We start from the raw sequence: 26,776 nt of genomic DNA on the forward strand, positions 1-26,776 counted from the left end.
CATGGAAGTCGCCATCGTCCTCTTCGTCATCGCCGTCATCTTCATCGCGCGCGCCGTCAAGATCGTGCCCCAGCAGCACGCCTGGGTGAAGGAGCGCCTGGGCAAGTACGCGGGCACGCTCTCGCCCGGCCCCAAGTTCATCATCCCCTTCGTCGACCGCATCGCCTACAAGCACAGCCTCAAGGAGATCCCGCTGGACGTGCCCAGCCAGATCTGCATCACCAAGGACAACACGCAGCTGCAGGTGGACGGCATCCTGTACTTCCAGGTGACCGACCCCATGCGCGCCAGCTACGGCTCGTCGAACTACATCACGGCCGTGACGCAGCTGGCGCAGACCTCGCTGCGCTCGGTCATCGGCCGGCTGGAGCTGGACAAGACCTTCGAGGAGCGCGACATGATCAACGCCCAGGTGGTGGCCGCGATCGACGAGGCGGCCCTGAACTGGGGCGTGAAGGTGCTGCGCTACGAGATCAAGGACCTGACGCCGCCGGCCGAGATCCTGCGCGCCATGCAGGCGCAGATCACCGCCGAGCGCGAGAAGCGCGCGCTGATCGCCGCGTCCGAGGGCCGGCGCCAGGAGCAGATCAACATCGCCACCGGCGAGCGCGAGGCCTTCATCGCCCGCTCCGAGGGCGAGAAGCAGGCCGCCATCAACAACGCCCAGGGCGAGGCCGCGGCCATCACCGCCGTGGCCGAGGCCACGGCCACCGCCATCGAGCGCATCGCCGCCGCCATCAGCCAGCCCAGCGGCGACCAGGCCGTGCAGCTCAAGGTGGCCGAAAAGGCCGTCGACGCCTACAGCAAGGTGGCCGCGGACGCCACCACCACCCTCATCGTGCCCAGCAACATGACCGAGGTCTCCGCCCTGGTGTCCTCGGCCATGAAGATGATCCAGACCGGCCAGCAGCGCGGCTAGCCGGCGCTGCCCGCGCACTCCGCCACGAGCCAGTCCCGGAACGCCTTCACCAGCGGCGTCTGCGCCCTAGCCTCGGGGTAGACGAGGTAGTAGGCGTCGGCGCTGATCACGGCGTCATCGAACAACTGCACCAGGCTGCCGTCGGCCAGTTCCTGCTCGATCAGGAAGCGTGGCAACAAGGCCGTACCCTGGCTGCACACCGCCGCCTGGGCGATCATGGCGAAATGCTCCAGGCGCGGGCCGCGCAGGGCCACCGTGGTGGGCGCGCCGACCTGCTCGAACCAGTCGGCCCATTGCGTCGGGCGCGTGCTTTGCTGCAGCAGCACCCCGCGCGCCAGGTCCTGCGGCGTGCGAATGCCGTGCCGCTGGCGAAACCCCGGGCTGGCCACGGGCACGACCTCCTCGCGCATCAGGAACTCGCACACGGCCCCGGCCCAGGTGGGGGCGCCGAAGTGAATGGCTGCGTCAAACGGCGTGCCAGCGAAGTCGAAAGGCTCGGTGCGGGCGGCGAAATTCACAGTCACGCTCGAGTGCCGGGCCGTGAAGTGCCCCAGGCGAGGAATCAGCCAGCGCGTGCCCAGCGTGGGTAGCACGGCCAGGTTGAGCAGGCCGCCCGCGTGTGAAAGCGCCATGGCCTTTTGCGTGTCGGCCGACAACTGCTGCAGCGCGGCATGCACGTCGGCGGCATAGACACGGCCCGCGTCGGTGAGCACGATGCGCTGGCGCACGCGGTGGAACAGCGCCATGCCCAGCCGCTGCTCCAGTTGCCGGATCTGGCGCGACACGGCGCTCTGCGTGAGGTGCAGTTCCTGGGCCGCGCGCGAGATGCTGGCGTGCCGCGCTGCGGCTTCAAAGGCCAGCAGATCGGCGATCGGCGGCAAAAAGGTCTTGCGCAATAGGGTCATGCAACGATGAAATGTTTGAAAGCCCAAACCAGGATGCCTGCCATGGTGCCAGCAGCTCACTAGCGATATCAGCCCGGGGCACAGACCGGAGAAACTCCAAGCACTTCATTCCAAATCTACATCAAGTCGTTCCAATCTTTCGCTATGCATCGGGCCCGCAAGCGTGGATATTTGCTGTGTGTCGTTCGCCAGCACAATTTTTTCAAAGAGACAAGACATGGCAAGTTCGTACAAAAAGGCGGCTGCGGCCGTTGCCACCCTGGCCCTGTGGTGCGCCACCCTACCCGCCGCGCTGGCCCAGCCGCCATCGATCACGCTGGACAAGATCAAGACGTCCGGCAAGGTGATGCTGGGCGTGCGCGAAGCCTCGCCGCCCATGGCCTATGCGCTGGGCGCCAATGAAAATTCATTTGTGATTATTTTTGGATTTTCTAGCAATGACTCAAACAAGCAGGGGGCTTTCCGTGCCGACGAGGAGCCTGCGAAATGACGCGGCCTGAACTTCGTATCACTGATGTGCGCGTTGCTGCCATCGAGTTGCCGCTGCAAAAACCGCTGCGCACCGCCATCCATGAAATCCGCTCGGTCGCGACGTTGATGGTCAGTGTGGATACCGATGCGGGCCTGGTGGGGGAAGGCTACTGCTTCTGTTTCGATCCGAACAAGCTGCGTGCCATTGCCGAGTTCGTCGGTAGCCTCAAGCCGAAGCTTATTGATCGTGACCCTCATCACGTCGAGGCGATCTGGGCCGATCTGCTGCGGTCGCTCAATTTCTATGGGCAAGCAGGCATTGCGGTGCTCGCGATGAGTCCGTTGGACATCGCCTGCTGGGACCTCATCGGCAAGGCGGCGGATCGGCCACTGTATCAGCTTTTCGGCGCATGCCGCGACCGCGTTCCCGTCTATGCGAGCGCCGGGCTGTGGCTCTCCTCGAGCCTGGACGAGTTACAACAGGAGGCGCGAGACTTCATGCGGCAGGGTTTCAAGGCAATGAAGCTGCGGCTAGGATCGCCGCGCTGGCAAGACGACATCGTCCGCGTGGAAGCGGTGCGCGAGGTCGTTGGTCCGGACTTCGCGCTAATGGCCGACGCCAACCAAAGCCTGTCCGCCGCGACCGCGCTGCGACTGGGTCGGGCACTCGAATCGAGCGGGCTGACCTGGTTCGAGGAGCCCCTGCCGACTTGGTGTCACAAGGAAACAGCTGAGCTAGCCAGGGCGCTGGACACGCCAATCGCCAACGGCGAAACGGAATACACGCGCTACGGAGTCCGGGCAATGGTGGAGGCTGGGGCAGCCGACATCATGATGCCCGACCTGCAACGCATGGGCGGCTACACCGAGGCGCGCAAGGCCATGGGCTACCTCGCCGCACACGACATCCCGGTGGCGCCGCACATCTTCACCGAGCACAGCCTCCATCTCGTCGCCGCGTCGCCAAATGCTATCTACGCTGAGCACATGCCGTGGTTCGAACCCATGTTCAGCGAGCGCATGGTGCTGGGCACGGATGGGCTGGTCGACTTGCCTCGGGACGCGGGGGTCGGCTTCACTTTCAACTGGGATGCCGTCGACCGCTGGCGCATCGCAGTTTGAATTTCATCCCGCCGGTATGGCCCGGCATCACCCAACCAAGGACAGGCCTATGCCCATCATCCAGATCACCATGATCGTCGGCCGGACCGACGCTCAGAAACGTGCCATGTACCAGGCTGTGACAGAAGCGGTCCATAGCACCCTTGGCGCGCCAATGGAAAGCATTCGCATCATGGTCAACGAGGTACCGCCGCTGCACTTCGCGACGGCGGGCGTGGCCAAGTCTGGACCGTCTTCCTAGGTACTAGGTATCTACGCAGCCCTCTTCGCGTAATTGCTCGCATCGCGAGGTCCGTCACCGGCCGTGCTTGGCCAGAGTGCTCTTCTTCTTTCATCAAAGACAAAGCCCCCATCATGCACATCATGCATCGCCAAACCATTCTCGCCCGTGTACTCTCCAGCGCCGCTGCGGCGGCGTGCATTTATGCAGCACCGCTGTCAGTCCACGCGGCCGAAACGATCAAGATCGGCTGGCTGTCTTCGCTGACCGGCGCGCTGTCGTCGGCGGCCATTGCCGAGAATCAGGGCGTCCAGTTCGCTATCGACCAGATCAACAAGACCGGCGGTATCAATGGCCGCCAACTCGAATTGCTGACGCGGGACACGGCCGGCGATCCGACCAAGGCGGTAAACTTGGCCAATCAGCTTGTGCACAGCGACAAGGTAGCCTTCATCATCGGTCCGGTGAACTCGGGCGAATCGCTGGCCACCGTGCCGGTGGTCGCGCGCGCCGGCGTGCCCAACATCGTCATCAGCACGGTCGACGAGCTGACCGATCCCGTGAAGTATCCGCGCGCCTTCCGCGTCATCAGCACCAACGAGCAATGGATCCGCAATGCAAATGAGTATGCGACCAAGACGCTCAAGAAGGGCAAGGTCGCGATCATCGGTGACAACACCGGCTACGGCGTGGCGACCTCCAAGAAAGCAGTGGCGCTACTCGAGGCGCAGGGTATCAAACCGGTCTACTCCGTGGTGGTGGACGTGAACAAGACCAGTCTGACAGACGAGATCACCAAGGCGCGCGAAGCGGGCGCCGACGTCATCATGCCCTGGACGGCGGCCACCGGCCTGCTCGCCCGCGTGCTCAATGCTCGCGGCGATATGCAGTGGAACGTACCGGTCGTCGGCCATCCAGCCATCATGGGAACGCCCATCAAGGCGCTTCTCAACTCGCCCAGTTATTGGGAAAACACTTACTCCGTGGGTTACGCGAGCACTACATATGACGCGAATGGCAAGCTACCAGAGCCCACACAGAAGTTGATGGATGCGATCAAGCCGCAGCTCGGTGGCAAGATCGACTTCACCTTCTGGTGGGTCGCCATGGGCTATGACGCCGTCAAGGTAATCGAGCACGCCATCCGCACCGCAGGCTTGACCGATCCGAAGGCGCTTCAGGAGGCACTGGAGAAAACCCAGAACCTTAAGGGTGTCTATAGCCCGTACTACAGCTTTGGCCCCAAGGAGCGCAACGGCTTCCCCGACGCCGGCATCGTCATCAACCGCGCTAGCACGTTCAAGGACGGCAGCTTCGAGCGCGCAGCACAGTAAAAGCGATCCTGCGGAAGGAGTGTGATGCGATGCTAACCGTCCTCGTCACCGGTCTGGCCATGGGAGCGCTGTATGCCGCCGCCGCTCTGGCCTACAACGTGATGTACTCAACTTCGAAGGTGCTGAGCGTGACCACCGGCCATATTTTTATGGTTAGTGGCATCGCCGGTGCTTTCCTGATCGGCGATCTCAAGCTGCATTGGATCGTCGGGCTGCTGGGCTCAATCGCGGCGGCGGTGGTCTTCGGGCTGATCACCGAGCTCGTGGCCATCCGCCGCGTGCTCGCCCGTTCCGACGAGCATCTGTGGCTGCTGAGCACCTTGGCGCTCGCAACCATCGTGCAGCAAGGGGTTGGCCTGTGGTGGGGCACCGAGCCGCGTCCCTTCCCGAGGCTAATTCCGCAAGACTTCACCGCCGGACCGTGGGACCAGAAATACTGGTTGCCGATTGGGGCCGTGATCGCCATCGCGATTGCCCTGGAGCTGTTCTACCGCCGCACGCTTTTCGGCAAGATCTTTGTGGCTGTATCCGAGGATCCATTCGCTGCGCGCGCACGAGGCATCGCTACCGACCGCATCCGCGCGGCCTCTTATGCGATTTCCGGCCTGCTGGGCGGCATCGCGGGCTTTGCGGCGGGGCAGCTCACCTACGCCTATTTCGCGCTGGGTCTGGCGCTCACGCTCAACGGGTTCATCGCGCTTGCCGTGGGCGGGCTGGGCAGCAACGCCGGCGCCCTGGTCGGCGGCATGCTGCTGGGCCTGCTGACCAGCATCGCTACGTACTACTTTGGCGGCGCCTACCAGCAAACCATCGCGGTTGGCCTGCTGATGACATTCCTTCTGCTCAAGCCCGAGGGACTCCTTGGCAATCGGAAAACCCGTCTCGTATGACCGCGAACACCAAACCCCTTTCGAACGGCGCCTTGCAACGCGAGCCCGGCGCAGTGTTCGCCACGGCAAATTCGGCCTTGCGGCGCAAGGCCGGCGTCGCCATCGCTGTCCTAGCCATCGCCACGCTCCCGTTCTGGTCCAGCGATGAATATCATCTGCATGTCGCAGCATTGATCGCGACCTTCTGGATCCTGGTCGCGGGCCTGAACCTTGTCGTCGGCTACACCGGGCTGCTGTCGCTGGGCCACGTGGCGCTGCTGGCCATCGGCGCCTATGGCTTCGCGATCCTGTCAAACACCTACAGTGTGCCGCCCTTTCTGGCAATGGGCGCTGCGACCTCTATCGGCGCGCTCTGCGGTTTCGTGCTTGGTTTGCCTTCGCTGCGGTTGCCTGGCTTCTACTTCGCGATGGCAACCATGGCTTTCTCCATGATCGTCGGCGAATTCCTGCTGGCGCAGGACGGCCTCACTGGCGGCGGTGCAGGCCTGCCGGTGCCTTCGCTGCCCGCGCCGTTTGATTCGCTGCGCAGCTTCTACTGGCTGGTCGCAGGCATCGCCCTGGTGATCACACTGCTGACCTGGAACGTAACTCGTCTGATGTGGGGAAAGGCCATGGTAGCGCTACGCGATAGCGAGATCGCGGCGTCTTCGGTCGGTGTACCAGCCTTTACTATCAAGCTCACGGTCTACACCTTCAGCGGCGCGACGGCAGCGCTGGGTGGGGCGCTGTTCGGCTCGCTGCAAAGTTACATCACGCCCGACACTTTTCACTTCGAGCTGGGGATGTTCTTCTTCATCTGCATTGTGATCGGTGGTCGCGGCGCGATCCTCGGGCCGCTGGTCGGCACGATCATTCTCACGGCGCTCCCCGAAGTGGTAGCCCCGTTGGCCAAGCTCGGACAGTTCTTCTACGGCGCATTGTTGCTCGCGGTGGTGCTGCTGGTGCCGGAAGGTATTGGCAGTGTGGTGGCCGTGCTGAGGGAAAAACTACATCCGACACGCGTGACCAAGCAGGTCATCACGCCTGATCTTAAGCGCTTGAGCGCCGCCATCCAGAGAGACAACGAAGCATGAACACAGCTGTTAACGCGCGGCTTGTATCCCGGAAGGACGGAACGGCACGCAGCCGCAGCGCGCACGAACTGCACGCGCATGAGATCAGCCGCAGCTTCGGCAGCGTTCGCGCCGTGGATTCGGTGTCGCTGTCGCTTCGCAGCGCAGAAGTGCACGGCCTGATCGGTCCCAACGGAAGCGGCAAGACGAGTTGCCTGAACCTGCTAACCGGGTTCTACAAGGTCGATCAGGGCACTATCACCATCGACGGCGAAGACCTGACCGGCGCTGCGCCGCAATGCCGCCCGCTCTACGGCATCGCGCGCACCTTCCAGAAGCCACGCTTGCTGGGCACGTTGAGTGTGCTGGACAACGCCATGCTCGGTGGCTGGGAGCACAGGAGCGCAGGTTTCATTTCAAGCGCACTCGCGCTGCCCAAGGCACGTCGCGAAGACCGCATCACGCGCGAGCGCGCGGCGGAGATCCTTCATGGCGTCGGTCTCGGCCATCTCATGAACCGCCGCGCCAATCTGCTTGATCACGCTGAGCAACGGTTTTTGGAGATCGCGCGCGGCCTCACCATGCGGCCCAACTTCATCCTGCTGGATGAGCCGGCCGGAGGCTTGACCGAGCACGAAATCGAGCAACTCGCCCGCATCGTGCTCACCATGCGCGACACCGGCATCGGCGTGCTCATCGTTGAGCACCACACTGATTTCGTGTTCCGCATCTGCAATAGGGTGACCACCTTGAATCTTGGAAAAATGATCAAGCACGGTACGCCCGACGAAGTTCGCAACGACCCGGAAGTCATTCGGGTCTATCTGGGGGCCTGAGAGATGGATACGTCTGCTACCTCCGAACAGATCTCCGCACAACGAGCCGACAGCATCCGAATTGAAAGGCCCGCACTGCTGCAGATTCGTGGTCTGCAGGTCGCCTACGGTAAGGCCGAGGTCGTCCACGGTGTTGACTTCGAGGTGCGCCGCGGCGAGTTTGTCGTGCTGCTGGGGCGCAACGGCGCCGGCAAGAGTACGATGCTGCACGCGCTCTGCGGCTTGATTCCCAAGAAGGCAGGCCGCGTCACTTTCGATGGCCACGACATCACGCAACTAGAGCCGCGCGCAATCGTGCGCGCCGGGATTGTCAACGTGCTGGAAGGCCACCGCGTCTTCACGCAGTTGAGCGTTGAGGACAACCTGCTAATCGGCACCTACGCTCACAAGTCCGGAGGAGATCGTTCCCGGCTTGGGCGTATTTACGAGCTATTCCCCGAAATGGCGGAGCGCCGCCATCAGCTCGCCTCGCGCTTGAGCGGCGGCCAGCAGCAGATCCTTGCGGTGGCCCAGGGCATCATTGCCGAGCCGCTGCTGCTGATCCTCGACGAGCCCTCGGGCGGTCTCGCACCGATCGTGATTGAGCGCATCTTGGCTGTCGCGCGCGACCTGTGTGATACGGGCATCTCGATCCTACTGGTGGAACAGCTCGTGAAGGAGGCGCTCAAGTACGCCGACTACAGCTACCTCATCGAAACTGGCAGGGTCGGCGGCCACGGAACTCCTGCCGTGGTCCAGGCCGGTGAGTTGATCAAGCGCATCTACCTGGGCAGTTGAACGGCGGTCCGCGCATGCAAATCACCGCTATCGAGGCCATTCCTGTCGCCATTCCCTTCGAGCATGATGGGCCGCCCACTGGCTTTGGCGGGGCAACCTGGCACAAGATGAACTATCTGCTCGTCAAGGTAAGCACCGACGACGGGCTGGAGGGATGGGGCGAGGCATTCGGCTACAACATCATTCCTGCGACTGTCGCTGCACTGCTCAACAACGTTCGGCCGCTGGCGCTGGGCCGCGACTCGAGTGATATCGCGGGGTTGATGGATGCGCTAAAGAAGCCCCTGCACCTCTTCGGTCGGAGCGGCCCCGTGCAATACGCGCTAAGCGGCCTCGATATCGCGCTCTGGGATCTTGCCGGCAAGCGCGCCGGCATGTCGGTCGCTGCATTGCTTGGTGGCGCATCGCGTGACCGGATCATGGCCTACAACAGCCTGATGAGGCTGAACGATCCGGAGACCGTCGCGCGCGCCTGCGGTATCAGCATGGAGCGCGGCTTCCAGCGCATCAAGCTACACGAAGTGACGGTGGAGGCCGTGGCCGCCGCGCGCAAGGCCACCGGGTATGAAATGGATCTGATGGTCGACGTGAACTGCGCATGGCCCGCCACAGAGGCTGTGGAGATGGCGCGTCGGATGCAGCCTTTTCGACTCAAGTGGCTCGAGGAGCCCGTTTGGCCTCCTGAAGACTTGGCGGGCCTGTCGCGCATTGCCGCGGCGACCGATGTGCCGCTGTCGGTTGGTGAGAACGTGGCCAACGCTTGGCAGTTTCGCCAAGTAGCCGAGTGCGCTGCCGTGACTTATATGCAGCCCAGCGTGACCAAGGTGGGCGGCATCTCTGAATTCGCGCAGGTTGCCACGCTGGCAGAACACGCCGGCAAGCGGCTCGCGCCGCATTCGCCGTATTTCGGTCCCGGGTTGTTGGCCACCCTGCAATTGGCGGCGCGCTATCCGGCGCTTACCGGTGGCGTCGAATGCTTCGGCGTTCGGCTGGAAGCTTCGCTCTTCGGTGAATACGGCGTGCCGCAAGCCGACGGGAGCCTCATGGTTCCGCCTGGCCCGGGATTGGGCTGCGACCCCGATCCGGTCCTGGTGGAACGTTATCGCTTGAGCTAACCCGTGTTCCAGCTTTCAAGGCCGCTGTCGATGGCGTCATCAAGCGTCTGATGCAATCGAGCGAATGGAAAAGACAAGTGGCTTGTCAGCCCCATTCCCCCGAAAAGCATCAGTCTGAATTTACCCCTGGGAAACACCCTGCGCGAACTCTTCTCTCACCCCAACGACAAGCCGCTGGAAAGTTACCAACAGTCATAAAAATCGAAACCCCAAAATGCATCATTCCCCCACTCCGCGCACTGGCGGCCAGATCCTGGTGCGTCAGCTCATTACCCACGGCGTGAAGCAGCTGTTCTGCGTGCCCGGCGAAAGCTACCTGGCCGTGCTCGACGCGCTGCACGATGCCGACATCGCCGTCACCGTGTGCCGCCAGGAAGGCGGCGCCGCCATGATGGCCGAGGCGCAGGGCAAGCTCACGGGCCGGCCGGGCATCTGCTTCGTGACGCGCGGCCCCGGGGCCACCAACGCGTCGGCCGGCGTGCACATCGCGCACCAGGACTCCACGCCCCTGATCCTGTTCGTGGGCCAGGTGGCGCGCGGCGCCAAGGGGCGCGAGGCTTTCCAGGAGCTCGACTACCGCGCCGTGTTCGGCACCATGGCCAAATGGGTGGTGGACATCGACGACCCGGCCCGCCTGCCCGAGCTGGTCTCGCGCGCATTCCACGTCGCCACCTCGGGCCGCCCCGGCCCCGTGGTCGTGGCGCTGCCCGAGGACATGCTGACGGCCACCGCCAGCGTGGCCGACGCCCTGCCCTACCAGGTGGCCGAGACCCACCCCGGCGCCCCCGCGCTGCAGGAGCTGGGCGAGCGCCTGCAGGCGGCCAAGCGGCCCGTGGTCATCCTGGGCGGCAGCCGCTGGTCCGAACAGGCCGTGCGCGATGTGAGCACGTTCGCCGAGGCCTGGCAGCTGCCCGTGTGCTGTTCGTTCCGCCGCCAGATGCTGTTCCCGGCCAGCCACGCCAGCTATGCAGGCGACCTGGGCCTGGGCGTGAACCCCAGGCTGCTCGCGCGCATCCGCGCCAGCGACCTGGTGCTGGTGCTGGGCGGGCGCCTGTCGGAAATCCCCTCTCAGGGCTACGAGCTGTTCGCCATTCCCAACCCCGCGCAGCCCATGGTGCACGTGCATGCCGACGCCGACGAACTCGGCAGCCTGTACCGCCCCGCGCAGGCCATACACGCCACGCCCCAGGCCATGGCCGCGGCGCTGGCGCGCCTGCTGCCCGCGGCCGCCCCGCGCTGGAGCGCCCACACCCAGGCCGCGCGCGCCGAATACCTGGCCTGGAGCGACCCCGCGCCCATCCGCATCCCCGGCAGCCTGCAGATGGGCGGGGTGATGCAGCACCTCAAGGAGGCGCTGCCCGCCGACACCATCTTCTGCAACGGCGCGGGCAACTTCGCCACCTGGGTGCACCGCTTCTGGCCCTTCACCCACTACGCGAGCCAGCTCGCCCCCACCAGCGGCTCCATGGGCTACGGCCTGCCGGCCGGCGTGGGCGCCAAGCGCCTGTGGCCCGAACGCGAGGTGGTGGTGTTCGCGGGCGACGGCGACTTCCTCATGCACGGCCAGGAATTCGCCACCGCCGTGCAGTACGGCCTGCCCCTCATCGTGGTGCTGCTGGACAACGCCATGTACGGCACCATCCGCATGCACCAGGAGCGCGAATACCCCGGCCGCATCAGCGCCACCGAACTCAAAAACCCCGACTTCAAGGCCTACGCCCAGGCCTTCGGCGGCCACGGCGAGCGCGTGGAGCGCACCGAAGACTTCGCCCCCGCCCTGGCCCGTGCACGCGCCAGCGGCCTGCCCGCGCTGCTGCACTGCCTCATCGACCCGCAGGCCATCACGCCCACGGGGACGCTCGACGGCATCCGCACGGCGGCGCTGGCCAGGGGCTGATGCGAGGGCAGGCACAAAAAACCGCAGGGCTTTTTTGCCCGCCCCTGACTGGTAGGCAAAAAAGCCCTGCAACCATAGCTATAATGGCGGGCTTCGGAGAGGTGGATGAGCGGTTTAAGTCGCACGCCTGGAAAGCGTGTGTGGGTTAATAGCCCACCGCGGGTTCGAATCCCGCCCTCTCCGCCAGTCAAAAGAAGGGTTAGCAGGCACTCGCTTGCTAACCCTTTCTTCTTGCGGCTCCTCTGAAAACGAGGCCCGTGCCAGAGGTAGCTCCCCGGCAAACCGTGTAAGGTTTACGTGTGAACCAAGCTACCGTGACCCGATTCCCCGGCGTACATCGCCGCCCCGATTCCGTCATCTACCAATTCGGCCTCCGTGCCCCGCAAGACCTCCTCGTCCACTTCCCCAGTGGGTGGGCGATCCGTGCCTCGCTCAAGACCTCTGACCTCAAGGAGGCCAATGCCAAAGCAAAAGTGCTGCATGCCGAGTGGGATGCCCGTTTTGAGGCCCTTCGCGCAGGCAAGCCGCGCCCGATAGACATGCCTGATTTGCGGCGCCGTCTGTTTGCGCAATGGGAGCGCGCCGTCGCCCGCCTCGATGACACGTACAGCCGTGTCCCCGGCAAAGACCGGGAAACACGGGCGCATGGCTTGCAATGCCAAATTGACGAACTGCGGCAATGCCTAGCCAAGGGCGTTTTGCCCGAGTGGTTGGAAGACGGCGCGAAGAAGTACGGGGACGCCACAGCACCGGAAATCGTGACCGAGTATGGGGGCCATCAACTAATGCTCTTGGAGGTCATGCACGAGGCCTTGACTAACGAGCGGCGAACCTTCCCGCTGCGCGTGCGGTACACCCAGCAGCGCCGCGATTTGATGGAGCTGAACGCAGCGCCGCACGCGCTCCCCCAGCCGCAGGCACCACAGCAGCAGCCCGCCACGCTCGCCAACGGCAAAAAGATCAGCGATGCCTACGACGCATGGGTCGCTATCCGGCAGAAGCCAGCAAGAACACAGCAGTCCTACAAGCGCCATGCCGATCAGTTCGTCAGCCTGATGGGCGACCCACCCCTACATACCGTCACCCGTACCATGGGCATTGAATTCCGCGACAAGCTGCAAGCTTGGGCCATCGAGAACGGCAAGACGGCAACCACGGCGGACAACATCCTCGTAAGCCTACGCGCCCTGTTCAATGTTGCGCGGGACAAAGGCTGGCTGACAAGCAATCCCTTGGAGCGCCTGAGTGTTGAAATCGGCGGCAAGGAATCCGAAGGGCGCGAGCCATGGACAAAGGACGAGCTGGGCCTGATCTTCAGCGATCCGCTATGGACGCAACATGCAATCCCCACCGACAAGAAAGCGGGCAAAGAGGCGGCCTACTGGATACCGTTAATCGCCTGCTACACCGGGGCACGTCTGACAGAAATCGCACAGCTATGGACGGATGATGTAGCCACCGAGTCGGGAAAGGAGGCCTTTGAGTTCAGGGCCAATGCGCAACGCGGCCAGCAGCTTAAAAACACGGGCTCTTGGCGGGCAGTCCCCATGCACTCGGAGTTGATCCGGCTAGGCCTCTGCGACTATGTGAATTCCCTCCCGAAAGGCGAACTTTTCCCGCATCTGCCCAAAGAGGGCAAGAACGGTGCAGGCGGCCAATTTGGCAAGTGGTTCGGAACCTTCAAAAGCGCCAAGGGCTTCACGTCCCCGGCCAAGTCGTTTCACTCCTTCCGGCACCTTGTCGCCTCAGAGCTACGACTGGCAGGCGCCACCGATGCGCAGGCTGACGCCATCACAGGGCATGCTGGCAACGGGGTGGGACGACAGGTCTATGCAGCAACGATCAGGCGTGAGGCCGAGCGGCTTCGGCGTGTTATTGAACTGCTGGAGTTTCCGACCAAGCGGATTCCTGCGTACTGCGGTGACGCATGACAGGTTTGGGCATCAAACTTAAGATGGCAGAATCTGATGGCAGAATCTATTGCTGAAACATCATGAAACCGCTCGACTGGCAATACGAACTGCACGTCCTCGGCACGTCGAAGAAGACGCTGTCGTTGGACGAGTTCGCCGATTTGGCGAAGAGGTTCGCTGATTTACTTGGCGAGCATGAGCGTGTCCATTTCGGCGCCCTGAAAGATGGCAGTGCCCGGATCTTGGCAAAGGTGGATCAATCCGCCCGCCAGGATGTTTTCGTGCAACTTGCAAAGATGCGGCTTGGGGCTCCCTCCGCTAAGATCGCCAAGCTGAACGACTACCTTGGGTCGAAAGGGTGGCGGGGCGAGCTCAAGAATACAGAGGGCGGCATAGTCATCGCCTTCCCGGGCACACCCCAAAAGAAGCCGGAACAAGTTCAAACTGTCTACCAGCCTGATTCCCTAATCGGTCAAGTGATCAAGATTGGAGGCAGGGACGACACCGTACCCATGACGCTCAAGACGCCGGATGGCGCTTTCGTTGATGTGAACGTTAAGGGGCGGGACGAAGCGAGAAAGCTGGCCCAGCATCTGTTCGGTGCAGATATCAAGGTCAATGGGAATGCAACATGGACCCGAGACGAAGAGGGGCAATGGACTTGCAGCGCTATGGAGGTGCTCTCATTCGAAGAGACTGACAGTTCGTCGTTGGTGGACCTCTTCGAGACTCTTAGGCGCGTGCCGAACAACCTCTGGCATCGGTTGGAAGATCCGATCAGCGAGTGGGAAAAGAAGTACCGAGGGGATCACTGATGAAGGTGCTGATCGACACGAATGCGCTGATCAAGCTGCTGGACCCTCGAATCGCACCCGAAGTCTCTGCCCGGCTCAAAGGGCTACTGGAAGACATTGATAGCACCAATGGGCAATTGATCATCCCGGTTCAGGTAGTCGGTGAGTACACCAGTGGCGCAGATCAAGCAGGACAGGAATTGCTGGCAAAGCTCTTGAGTAATCGCCGGATCAAGGTCGCGAGTTTCGACCATGTGGCAGCCGTTGAATGCGCGATGATGGACAAGACCGCCATCGCATCCGGCGGGCATAAGCGGGCACCACTCACCCGAGACGTCAGTTGGCAAAAGGTCAAGGTCGATCGCCAGATCGTCGCGATTGCCAGAGTGGCGAAGGTCGATCGGATCATCTCGACCGATGGGGACATTCCAAAGATCGCTAAATTGGTAGGGATGCAGTGCATTGCGGTTGAAGATTTGCCACTGCCCGCATGGGCGGCTCAAGTCCATATCGATGAGGTTCTTTCCACTCCGACTATCCCAATTCAACTGGGCGCCCGGCGGCTTGGGCTCGCAGCCAGGAACCAACCCTCGGCTTCAGAGTAGGACGCCGGTAGCCCGGAGTTCGCTAGTTGCTAGCACCTAGCCGGAAACCCGCGCCGTGCTTGCCGAGTCTCACCATTTCTGGAATAGACCGACTTGAAAGAGGTTGCTGGCAAGGCAGGGGCGTCGTACCCCATATGGGAAGTCAAATTTGAATTGCCCTTCCGAAGGTGACAGTTCCAACACGGGAAGCAGCATGCCCCCCGTATGGGCCCGTTGCTCGTCACGGGGATGCTTTCGGAACGCATTCCTGCGTTCTGCCTACGCCCTTTTTCTTGGTACCTTTTTTGCCGCTGCTACCAGTTGCAGTGAGTCGTTCAGCTCTTTGTAAAGCACCAAAAGGTAAGCGACTCGCTCTGCGTCGGACGCGAACCTTCGTTTGGTGTACGCGGCATCCACGGCTCGGTCCAACGCACGGTGCGCCTGTAGCAGAGGCCCAGGCATAGCCAGCGGGTCATATAGGTCGGCAAGGCTCTGTGATGCGTACGCATTGCGTGTGTCGAGAACGGCCTTCGCAGCCGCCTCAACGGCAGCGCGATGCTTCTCGCTCACATCCTTCGGCCAGGGAAAGTTGTTGTAGACGATCTTGACCGAGTAGCGGAAGTCGCTCTTGATTCGGCCGCAAACACCGGCTACCCAAGCATTGTGCATCAGCGACGACATTACACCGAATTCAAACAGCGTGCAGTTGGGCACAGCTAGGTTGGCGTCGCCACAGACCATCCTTGGTTTCATAAATCCCATCGGGATGTAGCGTCTGCTCTCTCCCGTGTGTCGAGGAACTAAAAGATACCGAGTCTGGGGTTGCCGAATCTCGCCGAACAAACCAGGCGTCTCAGCCAACTTGTTGGTCGCAGCTCGGGTGCTTTTGCGCCGATGTTCACGGCAATGCATGATGCGCTTCATGATCGTAGCAATATGCCGATAGGCGGACGGCTCCACACCATCCAGCCAGATACACCAGCGCTTGTTGTTGTATAGAAATTCTTCTACTTGTAAGAATGGGCGGATGAATGCCCTCGCTCCTTTGCCGCCAGCCAGGACTTCTCGAAGCTGCTCCCTCGTGTCGATCAGAAGTGCTCCGTCGTCGTTAGCCATCGATCCGAAGTCCATCTTCGACACGCCTGGACTAATTGGCTTGGTGCGTTTGGTTAGCAGGATATTTTCCGCATCAACTAGGTAGGGGTTGATGTTGGTCGCAGCAACCTCGTGCGGGTCCGAGGTAACAGTGTCGTAGTCGAATAGGCGCCGACGCTCGGGTGCGTGCAAAGCGAAGCCGATGATTATGCAGTGCACTGCAGCCTGCCCGCTGGCCTCGTTCTGCCACTTAAAGGTGCGGTGAGCGAAGTGGATTTGGATGCCTTGCGAAAGCATCCAGCTCCAAAGAGGACCAACCTGCTCGCCTTGTGTAATGCTATTGGTCGAGACAAGCGCCGCCTTAGCTGTGGCCGACAAGTATCGCGCTGTCTTGACGTACCAGCCCGAAACTAAATCGAGATTCTTTGAGTCTGGTACGCCAACCATCGCCACAGCGAGCGAGGCCTTCTGTGTAGCAGACTGGACTCTTGCACCACGAAACGGCGGGTTGCCGAGCACGTAGCTGCATTTGGCTGACGGTAGTACTGCCTCCCAGTCGTAGGTGAGCGCGTCGGCGTGGACGATATTAGCCATCTTAACGAGCGGAACCCGAACCAGCGCATTCCCGAACTCCTGGCTGACCACTACATTAAGTTGGTGGTCCATGAGCCACATCGCGACGCGCGCGATTTGTGCTGGCCACTCTTCAATCTCAATGCCGTGGAACTGGTCCACATCCACCTTGACGTAATCCTTAATGGCGTCAAGTGACAGTTGCTGCATCTCTCGCCCGTACAGCGCCCGGATCACGTCTAGCTCCAGTAGGCGCAATTCCCGATAGGCGATCACCAGGAAGTTGCCGCAGCCGCAGGCCGGGTCCAGAAACTTGAGTGATGCTAGCTTGTCGTGGAATGCACGTAGCTTCGCCGCCTGCGTTTTTATCGCTTCGAACTCCGCCCGCAGAGACTCCAGAAACAGGGCCTGGACAGCCTTGAGGATGTTCTTCTCGCTGGTGTAATGCTCGCCTAAGTCGCGCCGCTGCTCGACTGTTTTAATGGACTGGAACAGACTACCAAAGATGGCTGGACTAATTTGTCCCCAGTCCACATCACAGCACTCCAGCAGCGCTTTGCGCGTGTTGCTTGTGAACGGCGCCACCGGGATCGACTCGCTAAATAGCTGTCCGTTGACGTATGGGAATTGCTGCAGCGACTCATCCAGCGTTTTGTATCTACGTTCGACAGGCCGGTTCAGTGTCTCGAAGAGCTCCTGCAGCCTTGGCCCAAGGTCACTTCCGTCCTCGTTCGTACGGGTCTGAATGTAGTCTTGGAAAATGTCCCGAGGCACGAAGATGCCGGTGTCGTCAGCGAACAGGCAGAACAACAGTCGGACAAGGTAAACCTCAAGCTCGTGCCCATCGTAGCCCACCGCTTTCAGCTCGTCGTGTAAGGCGCCAAGCTTAAGCACGGCCTTGATGTTGACAGGATCCTGATCCTTGAAGGTCCGAGCCTCGTAGCCAGCAATGAAGCCGAGCGACTGCACTCGGTTCGGTAGGTCCTTCAGACGGAACTCGGTGACCTTATCCTTCTCCAGGTCCGTCACTCGGAACTTGTCGAAGTCGCAGACAACGATGTACCGAGGAAGCTCGTGATCACGGATGCCGGGAAAGTAATCCTTTGCCTGCGCGTGCGCCCGGTCCAGATCTCTGCCGCGCGATTTGTGCTCGACTAAGACCACCTTCCTCCACAGCAGGTCGATGAAGCCCTTGCTGCCATCGCCACGAGTAACCCGCTTCTCGAACGTTGCAAACCTACGTCGAGGAACTCCGTAGACCTGAAAAAGACTGTCCCAAAAGCTCTTGGCATCGGCGTCTTCGTCCGTCGCATTGGACCATTCCTTGGCGAAGGCCGTGGCACGCGTGCGAATTTCGTTCCAGCTAAGCGGCAATTAACCCTCCCGATCTTGTGTATAGGCGCAATTTCGTATGCCCACGAAGTCTAATCCTAGGCGGGGCCGGCCGTGTTGGTTGGCTGCACGGTATTTGTTGCGCTGCTGCAGCGTAGAAGGTATCACGCCCGTCGCTTGAGGCCTGAATTCCGCATCGATGGCGCGCACAATAGGGCTTCACTAGACATTTCCCTTAAGCAAAGGCTCTTCATAGTCTTAGGGGAAGTCAAATTTGAATTGCCCTTGCGAAGGTGGCAGTTCCAACACGGGAAGCAGCATGCCCCCCGTATGGGCGCGTTGCTCTTCTTCAACGGTGATGCTTTCCAGGAGGCTCCCCGCGTTCTGCCTGTCTATCGGGCTTGCCCTCTGCCCTGTTTGCGACATCGTCTTCGCTGCGGCCAGCGTCGCAACTGCATGGTTATTCCGCATCGTTGCCACAGTCCATGGGCGGGGCTTGCGCTGCGTTTCAGGTGTGCCTGCTGACCCTCATTGTGTTCAAAACCGACCGGTTACGGACACCTACTGGCGGCATGTCCAAAACCTAGCTTGACGGATTTTTGGACACACGGCATAATTCGTACATCCATTTCGTACATAGGATGACAACATGAGCCGAGTCTTTGCCTACTGCCGCGTTAGCACTACCGATCAGACCACTGAGAATCAAGTCCTTGAAATCACTGCCGCAGGCTTCGCACTCAACGAGCGCAGGATTGTTGAGGAGACTATCTCTGGTTCCATACCTGCAGAGCAACGCCCCGGCTTTCAGCGCCTATTGGACAAGCTGGAACCCGATGATGTTCTAGTCGTTACTAAGCTAGATCGTCTAGGGCGCAATGCCATGGACGTTCGCGCCACGGTTGAGAAGTTGGCGCAGTCTGGAATCCGTGTCCATTGCCTCGCACTGGGCGGAGTTGACCTGACAAGCCCAGCAGGAAAAATGACGATGAGCGTCATTGCGGCAGTAGCCGAATTCGAGCGGGATTTGCTGATCGAGCGGACGCAGGCTGGATTGGCCCTCGCCAAGGCATCAGGAAAGGCCATAGGGCGGCCCCAAAGTCTCGACAAGGGGCAGGTAGCCATCCTCCGCGAAAAGCTCTCAGAAGGCTATTCCGTGGCTGCTTTGGCGAGGGATTTCAAAACGAGTCGACAAACCGTGATGCGTGTGCGGGACAAAGTTACAACCTAGACTTGGACGGACTACCTTCCTGTCACCACGTAGAATAATGAGTTGCCAGCTTACTCATGTTCTACTGACTGACCGGGCCACCCTGTCGATGCTTACCCTGTGAACGACACTTCCCTCTCACGAGGCTTGGAAGGTACGACTAGGAACTAGCCCCACCCGAATAGGTGAGCATCTAAATAGCTTCTGCGCAAGCAGTCATACCGTGAAAAGCATACTTCGACAACCTCATATCAAGGATTAACAATCCTACTTGATATAGGAAGGCGCGATGAGCTTGAGCCGGGTGAGGATAGGGGCTGTACTTCCTAGGCTTAATACCTAATCAATTCAACCAAGGCATGGGCCATAGCAAACCAGCTTGCACAGCCTCCAACATGGGCTTGCAAGGCGGGTGGTTTTTACGCAGATTGGAATAAAGGGCTCTTGCGGGCATTAAAAAGCTCGCCAACACCCATCCCTTGGCTCAATCTTTTGGCGGCCTTTCTGGGGCATTTGAGGGGCTTGCTGGGGATTGCGAAACGCCGACAATCTGCGCCTGATTTCGGTGAGCACTCGCATTGCCGAATGCCCCTTCTTGTCACCACAGAGAATAATGAACTATCGGCAAGCCTTCACCGGCCAACCTATAGGGCATCATCGGTTATGTTCATGCAAAGCAAGCGGCCGCCACATCCCCTATTCTTAAGCCTTTCGGGCTAGGATAGCACGATGGTTAGTCCGCGTTTCACGTAGATAAATCACACTCACCTATAGGGTCATATGCCCTGCGAAGTTTGCGGCTATGGTGCAAGGATTTACCGGATAGCATGGGCCAGAGCTTAAGCGTAGCTGCTTAGGCTTTGATTGTAGGCTAAGGGCGTAGGAACCCGGCCACTAAACCGAATGATCGCTAGTTTGCTCACAAACTTTCATCGGCTTATTCCTTGCACGCCGCTGGCTTGCTCGCCATAGGATAGAAACGTCCTATCCGAGCCCGAGCGAAGCGAGGGCGAGGAGAGCCATAAGAAATATCCTATAATTCTATGGTCAATAAGTACAAATTAGCCATAAGAACTATAAGAATTCATGTTTCCTACTGGCAATATATCGGCAGCACTTGAGCCATACAATGCCATTGTGCTTTTGTAGAGCTTAATAGCTCTCTATAGGTTTTAAAACTTCATTCTATTGATAAACTCGATCATTGCACTATCACGATCTCTTGGTGTCTCGCCATTAGACTTTCTTCTCAGGCGAGATAGACGGCTCTATCAGCGCTCCAAGTGTATTCTTCATGGCAGTTCCGGCTGATCCATATTGAGGAACAAGGAGCGTTCCCTTCTCGGCAGCACGTTTGAAAACTTCTGTCAGTAGTCGATCATGGCGGGCCAATCCAGCAGCCGCCAGAGATTGGGCCATATCCTTGGAGCCCTCCCCCAGCGCTGGATGGAATGTCGTGCTAAACATACCTGTGGCGCTGGCTGTGGCAGCACTGCGATCTGCCATTCCGGCATCCACCAGCAACAAGGCCAACTCCTCTGCATTCAGTTTTTCTTTAACTGCATGGTCATTGAGCCGTGCCACGGTTTCCTCAATAGGGAGATAGGAAGTAAGCTCACGATGCACTTCTCGGTATTTTAAGTTGTTCAGGCATTCTGTGATGACCTGTTTTGCAGTATCAAGCTTGTGTTTACCAATTGTCTCGGATGCCATTTGCTGAAAACCCTGCAAGGCTTGCAAGTTGCCCTCAGTCGTCCATTGTTTCCTCGACTCTGTCAGATCAAACCAGACAACTGCCTCCTTTCCTTGCATGAGGGTAATGGTGAGTTTGTCATAAAAGCGCCCGTCTTCCTCGATAGACGCTTGACTGACCAACTGCCAGCCTCCCACTCCATATCTAGCGTCTAGGTAATTACGCTCTGCGATGATGCAGAACATCGAACTAGGCCCATCAATAGGAACAACCTCGCGCTGCGAACTGCTCGCAGGAGGATTAAGATTGATTGGGCTAGAATCGATGAAATCTATTAGCTCTTCTGTAGCTCGCTGAATGGTACTCTCTTCCCAGGGGGTGAGCTTCGAGTCTGGCGTAGTCGCCATACGCAGGAGAACCAATCCCACATTAGCAAATGGCAGAAGTTGATCTCGTTCCGCACGGGAGCCACTGATAAACGACACCAACCAGATGCCTGCCAGCAACGAGGGATTTATGCTGTCCATCATGGCTTTTGGCAGTCGGGGGGCAGAAAAATTCTCGACTGCTTTCGCGCTTGCAGCTGGATCTCCATCAAAGAGGCCGCGCCTCTTCCAAGCTTGCAGCCCTCCTTCAATATGTGCGCGTGCGAGGAATCGACGGGAGGGAAGGAACCAATTCATTAGACCCATACTTAACTCCTCATTGACACCGGCATAGGTGTTGCAATTATTATTCCTTGACCATGTACAGCTAATATATTTATACTCATAGCTGCCAGGATTGCAAGAGTAGACATGTTGCTCCTTATTACTTTGCCGACTTCAATAACGAGACGACAGTCCAATGAAACCCCCAAACATCCATTTTTCCAAAGAAGGCTCCTATAATTATGGAAATGTAAACCTAAAGAGCAGCGATGCCACCAGAATACCTACCACCCAAAAGATGCTAAGGTGCTCCGCAATCCCTGCGTAGGCGGCGATAAATTGAGCAATGCCAAATGCGATAACCGCAAAAAATCCAAAAACGGCCATAGCGCCAAGACCTAAACTACGATAAATCCAGTAGTGACTCCATCAGATGAGTCGCAATGGATGCTAATGCAATGCGATGCCCTTGCATGCTTGGTTAGTTCATCACGCGTGCGGCATAAGAAGACTGGCTGCATACATTCATTGCAGTAGCGCACTTGCCTCTCCCCTGCGATTTCTCTTAAATCTCCCCATTTTTTATCACATAGATTCCTAAATCTACAAACAACCAAGATGCCCTCTTCGGTAGTGATTTCGACTTCAGTCATTAGCTCTTGGTATTTCATTGGCAACGGTATCCATCAAGATAGTTGAAAAGTAGGAAGCGATGCCCCATAGGTGGGTTCGTTGCCTTTTTCGGTGCAGCTTCAGTCACTCAATTTTGCCACGTATCAAACTTATAGTGTGTGTACTCATAGTGTGAGAGCCGGAAGACTCCCGGCATGCCCAGCCGCCACCCCAAGGCCCCCTCCAAGGAAAAAGCGCAGGTGGTCTTTGGGGCCACGCTGCGCGGCTTTCGTGAGGCTCAGGCATTGACGCAGGAGGCCCTGGCAGAGAGGGCCGACCTGCATACGAACTACGTCAGTTCGGTGGAGCGCGGGGAGCGCAATCTGTCGCTGCACAACATCGTTCGGCTGGCGTATGCGCTGGACATGGAGGTATCCGCGCTACTTCGCCCGCTGGATAAGCGTCAGCAACCGTAGGCGGCTACTGCGCAGCAAGCCATGTTTGGGCCGCTTCCAGCGTGGGCAGTAGCGGCACCCATAGGCCGGTTTCGGGATTTTTGAGCACGCCCCCGGCGATGCAGCGCCCGGCCTCGAACAAGTCCCAGCCCGTCTTTTGCATGGGGATCGCAGAATGGACAGCATGCGGGCACGGCGTAAGGCACCGGAACAATGCCGGGCGGGCTTGGCAGCAGCGGCCATTGGCGCGGATTTCCACTTCTTCAATCAGCGGGCGGGCCACGGGCTGAAAGCGCGGGGGCGTGGCAGGGATGACTATTCCCTGATGCCGATGCCAGTTCGCCCGCGATGCCACCCGGCAAGGGCAGGATTGCTCTGGACAGACCAGCGTCAGCAGCGTCTTGCGTTCCATCCTGACGCCGCAATAGCTGTAGCCCAGCCGGATGGTTCCACCTGGGCCGATGCGCCCCAGCACTTCCAGCCGGTCCCCGTTAACGTGCATGACGGCGACAGCCCGCGTTTGGCCGTGCTTGCTGGATGCCAGTTCGTCGCGTACCTCGTCTTCTAGATGTTCAATCATCTTGCGCTGCCTTTCGATTCACCAAAAGAAAGATCGCACCGCGTACCCAGCCAAAACCGGGACGGAGGGTGCGATCAACGAGCGCTCAGGTTCGCAATTTCGCTTGCAGTGGTCAACGGGGAACGTCGAGTGAAAACTACACAGGGGATTGCATAGGCTGCGAGAGCCTGCTAGCAGTGCGGCGGCTGTGTATGGTGGCGATCAGGCCATCCTCTGCTACCATCCACCCATCTCAACTCCGTGAACTCGACCGTGTAACACTGCACTGTAAGTTCGGGGTTTCTCCTCTGGAGATTGGTGGATTTCGGGCTGTCCCGCCCTCTCCGCCAAAATGAGCTAAGCCCTTGATTCGTCAAGGGCTTTTTTCATGGGCACACGATCGTCCGCCTGGAGTTCGCGCGGCAGAGCTTCGGAAGACCTGCGCTTGATTGCAAGCCGATGCGGGGATGAAGCGGTGCGTTTATTGGTGCCGGCGCTTGAACGACCCGCGCTGCTGACAATTGCATTTGGCAAGGCACGCGTTCATCCGCGTGACCTGCGCGGAGACATGACGGGCGCCGCGAAGTCGCGCATACTCAAACCCATGCGTCCGAACCTGTCGCTTCTTGCGCCGCTGTCGGTGGCGTTGTCCAGCGCCTTCGCCGGGGGCACGGTGTGGGCGCAGCCGGAGGGAAACGACAGCGCGCTGGCGGCGAGCCTGCGCGAGCAGGCCATCGCCTACGAGCATGCCGAGGGCGTGGCGCGCGATACGCAGCGGGCCGCGGCGCTGTACTGCGCCAGCGCGCGGCTTGGGGACATGGTGGCGCAGTACAACCTGGGATGGATGTACGCCAATGGGCGCGGCGTGGCGCGCGACGATGAGACGGCGGCCTTCTTCTTCCAGGCCGCGGCGGAGCAGGGACTGGCCGTGGCCGTGCGCATGCTGCAGGTCGTCGGCGGCAACATCGGCAAGGTGCCCGAATGCATGCGCCCGCCACCCGCGCCGGCAGCAGCGGCAGCGGCCCAGCCGGGCGTGGACTACGAGGCGATAGCGCCACCCAAGATCGTGCAACTGGTGCAGAAGATGGCGCCGCAGTACCAGGTCGAGCCGCAACTGGCGCTGGCCATCATTGCCGCCGAGTCCAACTTCAACCCCCAGGCGCTGTCGCCCAAGAACGCGCAGGGCCTGATGCAGCTGATTCCCGAAACCAGCGAGCGCTTCCGGGTCAGGAACCCCTACGACCCGGCGCAGAACATCCGCGGCGGCCTGTCCTATCTGCGCTGGCTGCTGGCCTACTTCGAGGGCGACGTGGCGCTGGTGGCCGCCGCCTACAACGCCGGGGAGGGCAAGGTCGAACGCTACCGCGGCGTGCCGCCCTACCTGGAAACGCGCGCCTACGTGCAGCGCATCCTGAAGGCCGTCGGCGCTGGCGTGCATCCGTTCGACCGCACCGTGACGCAGCCCTCGCCGGTGCTCGAACGCATCCGGCTGACGCTGCGCGCCGGCAACTGATTGGCCGTCCCTGGAATCTTCATTTCAAGCGGCGGGGGCGAAAACGCGCTGCTGCTCGGCCCGCACTGTCTCGTCCACGCGCGCATCCAGCATCCGCTGCACGGCCCGGGCCACGCTACGGTGGCCGGTGTCGGCCAGCAGCAGGGCCTGGGGGGCAGATCGCGGATGTGCAGGTCAACTTGTCCATCACGGTCACCATAGGCTCTGCCAGTATGGGCAACGAGGGCGCGACGATCCCGGCGGGGTGTTGACCCGATGCCTGGGCGCCTGCGGTCAGGACCGGGGCGGCGAAAAGGGGCCGAAGGGGATTTCAAGCCCAAACGGCATCTGCCGCTTATCCATAAACCGCAAGCAGCTATGAACAAAAGAGCAAAAGCGGATCAGGCCAGCGCGAGCCGGGGCGCCTTGGAGCGCCCGCCCGCGACGGGCGCGGGCTCCGCGTCGCCCAGCAGCGAGTGCAGCAGCGCCCAGCCCAGCGGCCACTCGCCGTGGCCCGAGTCCACGTTGATGTGGCCCGCCTGCTGCAGGCGCACGAACTCGCTGCCCCAGGCCCGGGCATAGGCGCCCGCCAGGCGGATTGGGCAGAAGGGGTCGTTGCCGCTGGCCACGAGCACGCTGCGGTAGGGCAGCCGCGCATGGGGCACGGGCGCGAAGTCGCTGAGCACGGCGCGGCGCTCCGGGTCGGCGGGCGCCACCAGCAGCGCCCCCCGGATGCACGCCGCCGCCTGGGCACCCAGGTGCGCGGTGGCGATGCAGCCCAGGCTGTGCGCGGCGATCACCACCGGGTGCGGCGCGGCGAGCACGGTGGCTTCCAGCGTGCCCACCCAGGCCACGCGCGAGGGCGATTCCCAGTCGTCCTGCACGACGCGCACCACGCCGGGCAGGCGCTGGGCCCAGAGGCTCTGCCAGTGGGCCGGCCCGGAGTCGCGCCAGCCGGGCACGATGACGACGGAGCAGCGCGCGCCGTCGCCGCCGGTGTCCGTGCTGTCCTGGGCTGCCGCCACGCCATCGCTTGCTTGCATGATGGGCGGATTGTGCGAGCCAGACCTTCAAACCCAAACGAATATATCGTTTTGAATTTATAGGCAAATCATCTATGTAGAGGCAAGGCGTCGCGCACCGCCGACGACAGCCTCCGCCGCGAGATATATATGCCATGTGCGGCTTGCAGGCATGATCGGCACGCAGCCGCGCCGCGCCAGTGAAGGAAGACGCGTCGCCTTCTGGCAGGACTTCGCACAGCGTCCCGCAAATTCATAATCAAATCGGCTTCCAGCGCCTTCTAGTAAAGCGTAATTAGCTATTAAAAGATGAGTAAACGCACTTTTTCCACCCTGCCCCATCTGGCCGGCAAGGCGCCGCACGAGCCCGTGCGCGTGCTCATGGTCTGCATGGGCAACATCTGCCGCAGCCCCACGGCGCATGGCGTGCTGGCACGCATGGCCGCCGGCGCGGCCCGCGTCGTCGCCGTGGATTCTGCGGGCACCCACGGCTACCACGTGGGCGAGCCGCCCGACGCGCGCGCCCAGGCCCATGCCGCGCGGCGGGGTTACGACCTGTCGGCGCAGCGCGCGCGCCACCTGCGCGTGCAGGACTTCGCCGCGTTCGACCTCGTGCTGGTAATGGATGAGGCCAACGAGGCCGCCGCCAGCGCGCTGTGCCCGCCCGCCGAGCGCCACCGCCTGCGGCGCCTGACGGACTTCTGCCGCACGCATGCGGCAAGCGAGGTGCCCGACCCGTACTACGGCGGCGCGCAGGGCTTCGAGCAGGTGCTGGATCTCGTGGAGGATGCCTGCGCGGGGCTGCTGGACTGCATCGCGCAGGCATCAATGGGGAAAGCCGCTGCGCACTAAGGATGCTCTGCCCGTCCGCCAATGCGCGCGAAGGGCTGGGAGGCACCCGGCGCGGAGCGGCATACGAAGCCGTTCTCCGGCTGCGCCCGGCCTCGCGCACCGACCGCAGCGGCTGGAAGTTCATGGCGCATCGGCCATGCATTCGGTGGCTGTCAGAGCTTGGCGATCGACACTTCCGTGGACTTGACGAGCGCCACGACGTCCGAGCCCACGGCGAGGCCCAGGTCGTCCACCGAGCGCGTGGTGATGACCGAGGTGACGATGCCCCAGGGCGTCTCCACGTCGACCTCGGAGACGACGTCGCCGCGGATGATTTCGCGCACCTTGCCCTTGAACTGGTTGCGCACGTTGATGGCTTGGATGGACATGGTTTTCTCCTTGAAAAAGTCCGGGGGTGAGGGA

Annotated in this window: 24 protein-coding genes and 1 tRNA gene; 19 read left to right on the forward strand and 6 right to left on the reverse strand. The window is 60.9% G+C overall.

The features are described 5' to 3' along the window. Window position 1 precedes the first annotated feature (1 nt). Window positions 2–919 carry an SPFH domain-containing protein gene (locus tag ACX12L_RS13080; protein ID WP_013519510.1) on the forward strand — a complete coding sequence of 306 codons (918 nt, stop codon included), beginning with the start codon at window positions 2–4 and terminating at the stop codon, window positions 917–919. Here ACX12L_RS13080 and ACX12L_RS13085 read toward each other — a convergent pair. Then, complete coding sequence (locus ACX12L_RS13085) at window positions 916–1,824, reverse strand: LysR family transcriptional regulator (RefSeq protein ID WP_459262990.1); 909 nt, start codon at window positions 1,822–1,824, stop codon at window positions 916–918. The two genes, ACX12L_RS13080 and ACX12L_RS13085, sit on opposite strands and share 4 nt — an antisense overlap. Before the next feature lie 217 nt (window positions 1,825–2,041). On the opposite strand from ACX12L_RS13085, the gene ACX12L_RS13090 reads away from it, so the two are divergent. The 14 genes from ACX12L_RS13090 to ACX12L_RS13155 all read left to right on the forward strand — a co-directional run bounded on the left by ACX12L_RS13090 (window position 2,042) and on the right by ACX12L_RS13155 (window position 14,850). Further along, window positions 2,042–2,314 (forward strand): hypothetical protein, encoded by a 273-nt coding sequence (locus tag ACX12L_RS13090; RefSeq protein WP_459262991.1) that lies wholly within the window; start codon window positions 2,042–2,044, stop codon window positions 2,312–2,314. Then, window positions 2,311–3,417, forward strand: coding sequence for a mandelate racemase/muconate lactonizing enzyme family protein (locus ACX12L_RS13095; protein WP_459262992.1), 1,107 nt, complete (start codon window positions 2,311–2,313; stop codon window positions 3,415–3,417). The genes ACX12L_RS13090 and ACX12L_RS13095 overlap by 4 nt, the downstream gene beginning before the upstream one ends. A gap of 16 nt (window positions 3,418–3,433) precedes the next feature. Beyond that, the gene (locus ACX12L_RS13100) at window positions 3,434–3,658 is read left to right on the forward strand and encodes a 2-hydroxymuconate tautomerase (protein ID WP_459262993.1); all 225 of its coding nucleotides are present in this window, start codon (window positions 3,434–3,436) and stop codon (window positions 3,656–3,658) included. A 113-nt stretch (window positions 3,659–3,771) separates the two neighbouring features. After that, window positions 3,772–4,971, forward strand: coding sequence for an ABC transporter substrate-binding protein (locus tag ACX12L_RS13105; RefSeq protein WP_459262994.1), 1,200 nt, complete (start codon window positions 3,772–3,774; stop codon window positions 4,969–4,971). Between the two features lie 29 nt (window positions 4,972–5,000). Next, window positions 5,001–5,861 carry a branched-chain amino acid ABC transporter permease gene (locus tag ACX12L_RS13110; RefSeq protein ID WP_459262995.1) on the forward strand — a complete coding sequence of 287 codons (861 nt, stop codon included), beginning with the start codon at window positions 5,001–5,003 and terminating at the stop codon, window positions 5,859–5,861. After that, entirely contained in the window at window positions 5,858–6,934 is a 1,077-nt protein-coding gene (locus ACX12L_RS13115; protein ID WP_459262996.1) for a branched-chain amino acid ABC transporter permease, read from the forward strand. The genes ACX12L_RS13110 and ACX12L_RS13115 overlap by 4 nt, the downstream gene beginning before the upstream one ends. After that, a complete protein-coding gene (locus ACX12L_RS13120; protein WP_459262997.1) occupies window positions 6,931–7,749 on the forward strand; it encodes an ABC transporter ATP-binding protein in 819 nt (272 codons plus the stop codon). Before ACX12L_RS13115 ends, ACX12L_RS13120 begins: the two co-directional genes overlap by 4 nt. A gap of 3 nt (window positions 7,750–7,752) precedes the next feature. Next, on the forward strand, window positions 7,753–8,526 hold the full coding sequence (locus ACX12L_RS13125; RefSeq protein WP_459262998.1) for an ABC transporter ATP-binding protein: 774 nt from the start codon (window positions 7,753–7,755) through the stop codon (window positions 8,524–8,526). Window positions 8,527–8,540: 14 nt separating this feature from the next. Next, complete coding sequence (locus ACX12L_RS13130; RefSeq protein ID WP_459262999.1) at window positions 8,541–9,641, forward strand: mandelate racemase/muconate lactonizing enzyme family protein; 1,101 nt, start codon at window positions 8,541–8,543, stop codon at window positions 9,639–9,641. A 214-nt stretch (window positions 9,642–9,855) separates the two neighbouring features. Next, window positions 9,856–11,538: a thiamine pyrophosphate-binding protein gene (locus tag ACX12L_RS13135; protein ID WP_459263000.1), complete on the forward strand. Its 1,683-nt coding sequence runs from the start codon at window positions 9,856–9,858 to the stop codon at window positions 11,536–11,538. A gap of 95 nt (window positions 11,539–11,633) precedes the next feature. Then, window positions 11,634–11,724, forward strand: a tRNA-Ser gene (locus ACX12L_RS13140). Between the two features lie 128 nt (window positions 11,725–11,852). Then, window positions 11,853–13,469 carry a phage integrase gene (locus ACX12L_RS13145; protein ID WP_459263001.1) on the forward strand — a complete coding sequence of 539 codons (1,617 nt, stop codon included), beginning with the start codon at window positions 11,853–11,855 and terminating at the stop codon, window positions 13,467–13,469. A 62-nt stretch (window positions 13,470–13,531) separates the two neighbouring features. Then, window positions 13,532–14,266, forward strand: coding sequence for a hypothetical protein (locus ACX12L_RS13150; RefSeq protein ID WP_168727852.1), 735 nt, complete (start codon window positions 13,532–13,534; stop codon window positions 14,264–14,266). Continuing rightward, entirely contained in the window at window positions 14,266–14,850 is a 585-nt protein-coding gene (locus ACX12L_RS13155; RefSeq protein ID WP_168727851.1) for a type II toxin-antitoxin system VapC family toxin, read from the forward strand. The genes ACX12L_RS13150 and ACX12L_RS13155 overlap by 1 nt, the downstream gene beginning before the upstream one ends. Before the next feature lie 258 nt (window positions 14,851–15,108). On the opposite strand, the gene ACX12L_RS13160 is transcribed toward ACX12L_RS13155, so the two are convergent. After that, a complete protein-coding gene (locus tag ACX12L_RS13160) occupies window positions 15,109–17,871 on the reverse strand; it encodes a DNA methyltransferase (protein ID WP_168727850.1) in 2,763 nt (920 codons plus the stop codon). A gap of 607 nt (window positions 17,872–18,478) precedes the next feature. Between ACX12L_RS13160 and ACX12L_RS13165 the strand changes: the two genes are divergently transcribed. Then, window positions 18,479–19,060, forward strand: coding sequence for a recombinase family protein (locus tag ACX12L_RS13165; RefSeq protein ID WP_168727849.1), 582 nt, complete (start codon window positions 18,479–18,481; stop codon window positions 19,058–19,060). 1,215 nt (window positions 19,061–20,275) lie between these two features. On the opposite strand, the gene ACX12L_RS13170 is transcribed toward ACX12L_RS13165, so the two are convergent. Further along, the gene (locus ACX12L_RS13170) at window positions 20,276–21,415 is read right to left on the reverse strand and encodes a hypothetical protein (protein WP_168727848.1); all 1,140 of its coding nucleotides are present in this window, start codon (window positions 21,413–21,415) and stop codon (window positions 20,276–20,278) included. Between the two features lie 794 nt (window positions 21,416–22,209). Here ACX12L_RS13170 and ACX12L_RS13175 point away from each other — a divergent pair. After that, complete coding sequence (locus tag ACX12L_RS13175) at window positions 22,210–22,470, forward strand: helix-turn-helix domain-containing protein (RefSeq protein ID WP_011805070.1); 261 nt, start codon at window positions 22,210–22,212, stop codon at window positions 22,468–22,470. Between the two features lie 4 nt (window positions 22,471–22,474). On the opposite strand, the gene ACX12L_RS13180 is transcribed toward ACX12L_RS13175, so the two are convergent. Then, window positions 22,475–23,029 carry a hypothetical protein gene (locus tag ACX12L_RS13180; protein WP_168727847.1) on the reverse strand — a complete coding sequence of 185 codons (555 nt, stop codon included), beginning with the start codon at window positions 23,027–23,029 and terminating at the stop codon, window positions 22,475–22,477. Window positions 23,030–23,612: 583 nt separating this feature from the next. On the opposite strand from ACX12L_RS13180, the gene ACX12L_RS13185 reads away from it, so the two are divergent. Continuing rightward, on the forward strand, window positions 23,613–24,521 hold the full coding sequence (locus tag ACX12L_RS13185; protein WP_459263002.1) for a lytic transglycosylase domain-containing protein: 909 nt from the start codon (window positions 23,613–23,615) through the stop codon (window positions 24,519–24,521). Between the two features lie 380 nt (window positions 24,522–24,901). Here the strand turns inward: ACX12L_RS13185 and ACX12L_RS13190 are convergent, their stop codons facing one another. Then, window positions 24,902–25,543, reverse strand: a complete 642-nt coding sequence (locus ACX12L_RS13190; RefSeq protein WP_459263003.1) for an RBBP9/YdeN family alpha/beta hydrolase — start codon at window positions 25,541–25,543, stop codon at window positions 24,902–24,904. Between the two features lie 288 nt (window positions 25,544–25,831). Between ACX12L_RS13190 and ACX12L_RS13195 the strand changes: the two genes are divergently transcribed. Beyond that, window positions 25,832–26,374, forward strand: coding sequence for a low molecular weight protein-tyrosine-phosphatase (locus tag ACX12L_RS13195; RefSeq protein ID WP_459263004.1), 543 nt, complete (start codon window positions 25,832–25,834; stop codon window positions 26,372–26,374). 152 nt (window positions 26,375–26,526) lie between these two features. Here the strand turns inward: ACX12L_RS13195 and ACX12L_RS13200 are convergent, their stop codons facing one another. Next, window positions 26,527–26,742, reverse strand: a complete 216-nt coding sequence (locus ACX12L_RS13200) for a TOBE domain-containing protein (protein ID WP_094437412.1) — start codon at window positions 26,740–26,742, stop codon at window positions 26,527–26,529. Window positions 26,743–26,776: the final 34 nt, after the last annotated feature.

This window comes from Alicycliphilus sp. T452 (assembly GCF_054512775.1).

Excerpts from the sequence above, each read along its gene's own strand:
- ACX12L_RS13085 (WP_459262990.1), bottom strand. The coding sequence starts at position 1,824 with ATGACCCTATTGCGCAAGACCTTTTTGCCGCCGATCGCCGATCTGCTG.
- ACX12L_RS13135 (WP_459263000.1), top strand. The coding sequence starts at position 9,856 with ATGCATCATTCCCCCACTCCGCGCACTGGCGGCCAGATCCTGGTGCGT.
- ACX12L_RS13090 (WP_459262991.1), top strand. The coding sequence starts at position 2,042 with ATGGCAAGTTCGTACAAAAAGGCGGCTGCGGCCGTTGCCACCCTGGCC.
- ACX12L_RS13100 (WP_459262993.1), top strand. The coding sequence starts at position 3,434 with ATGGCCCGGCATCACCCAACCAAGGACAGGCCTATGCCCATCATCCAG.
- ACX12L_RS13120 (WP_459262997.1), top strand. The coding sequence starts at position 6,931 with ATGAACACAGCTGTTAACGCGCGGCTTGTATCCCGGAAGGACGGAACG.
- ACX12L_RS13170 (WP_168727848.1), bottom strand. The coding sequence starts at position 21,415 with ATGAATTGGTTCCTTCCCTCCCGTCGATTCCTCGCACGCGCACATATT.
- ACX12L_RS13185 (WP_459263002.1), top strand. The coding sequence starts at position 23,613 with ATGCGTCCGAACCTGTCGCTTCTTGCGCCGCTGTCGGTGGCGTTGTCC.
- ACX12L_RS13095 (WP_459262992.1), top strand. The coding sequence starts at position 2,311 with ATGACGCGGCCTGAACTTCGTATCACTGATGTGCGCGTTGCTGCCATC.
- ACX12L_RS13195 (WP_459263004.1), top strand. The coding sequence starts at position 25,832 with ATGAGTAAACGCACTTTTTCCACCCTGCCCCATCTGGCCGGCAAGGCG.
- ACX12L_RS13175 (WP_011805070.1), top strand. The coding sequence starts at position 22,210 with ATGCCCAGCCGCCACCCCAAGGCCCCCTCCAAGGAAAAAGCGCAGGTG.
- ACX12L_RS13190 (WP_459263003.1), bottom strand. The coding sequence starts at position 25,543 with ATGCAAGCAAGCGATGGCGTGGCGGCAGCCCAGGACAGCACGGACACC.
- ACX12L_RS13110 (WP_459262995.1), top strand. The coding sequence starts at position 5,001 with ATGCTAACCGTCCTCGTCACCGGTCTGGCCATGGGAGCGCTGTATGCC.
- ACX12L_RS13200 (WP_094437412.1), bottom strand. The coding sequence starts at position 26,742 with ATGTCCATCCAAGCCATCAACGTGCGCAACCAGTTCAAGGGCAAGGTG.
- ACX12L_RS13180 (WP_168727847.1), bottom strand. The coding sequence starts at position 23,029 with ATGATTGAACATCTAGAAGACGAGGTACGCGACGAACTGGCATCCAGC.
- ACX12L_RS13080 (WP_013519510.1), top strand. The coding sequence starts at position 2 with ATGGAAGTCGCCATCGTCCTCTTCGTCATCGCCGTCATCTTCATCGCG.
- ACX12L_RS13105 (WP_459262994.1), top strand. The coding sequence starts at position 3,772 with ATGCACATCATGCATCGCCAAACCATTCTCGCCCGTGTACTCTCCAGC.
- ACX12L_RS13150 (WP_168727852.1), top strand. The coding sequence starts at position 13,532 with ATGAAACCGCTCGACTGGCAATACGAACTGCACGTCCTCGGCACGTCG.
- ACX12L_RS13125 (WP_459262998.1), top strand. The coding sequence starts at position 7,753 with ATGGATACGTCTGCTACCTCCGAACAGATCTCCGCACAACGAGCCGAC.
- ACX12L_RS13155 (WP_168727851.1), top strand. The coding sequence starts at position 14,266 with ATGAAGGTGCTGATCGACACGAATGCGCTGATCAAGCTGCTGGACCCT.
- ACX12L_RS13130 (WP_459262999.1), top strand. The coding sequence starts at position 8,541 with ATGCAAATCACCGCTATCGAGGCCATTCCTGTCGCCATTCCCTTCGAG.
- ACX12L_RS13115 (WP_459262996.1), top strand. The coding sequence starts at position 5,858 with ATGACCGCGAACACCAAACCCCTTTCGAACGGCGCCTTGCAACGCGAG.
- ACX12L_RS13165 (WP_168727849.1), top strand. The coding sequence starts at position 18,479 with ATGAGCCGAGTCTTTGCCTACTGCCGCGTTAGCACTACCGATCAGACC.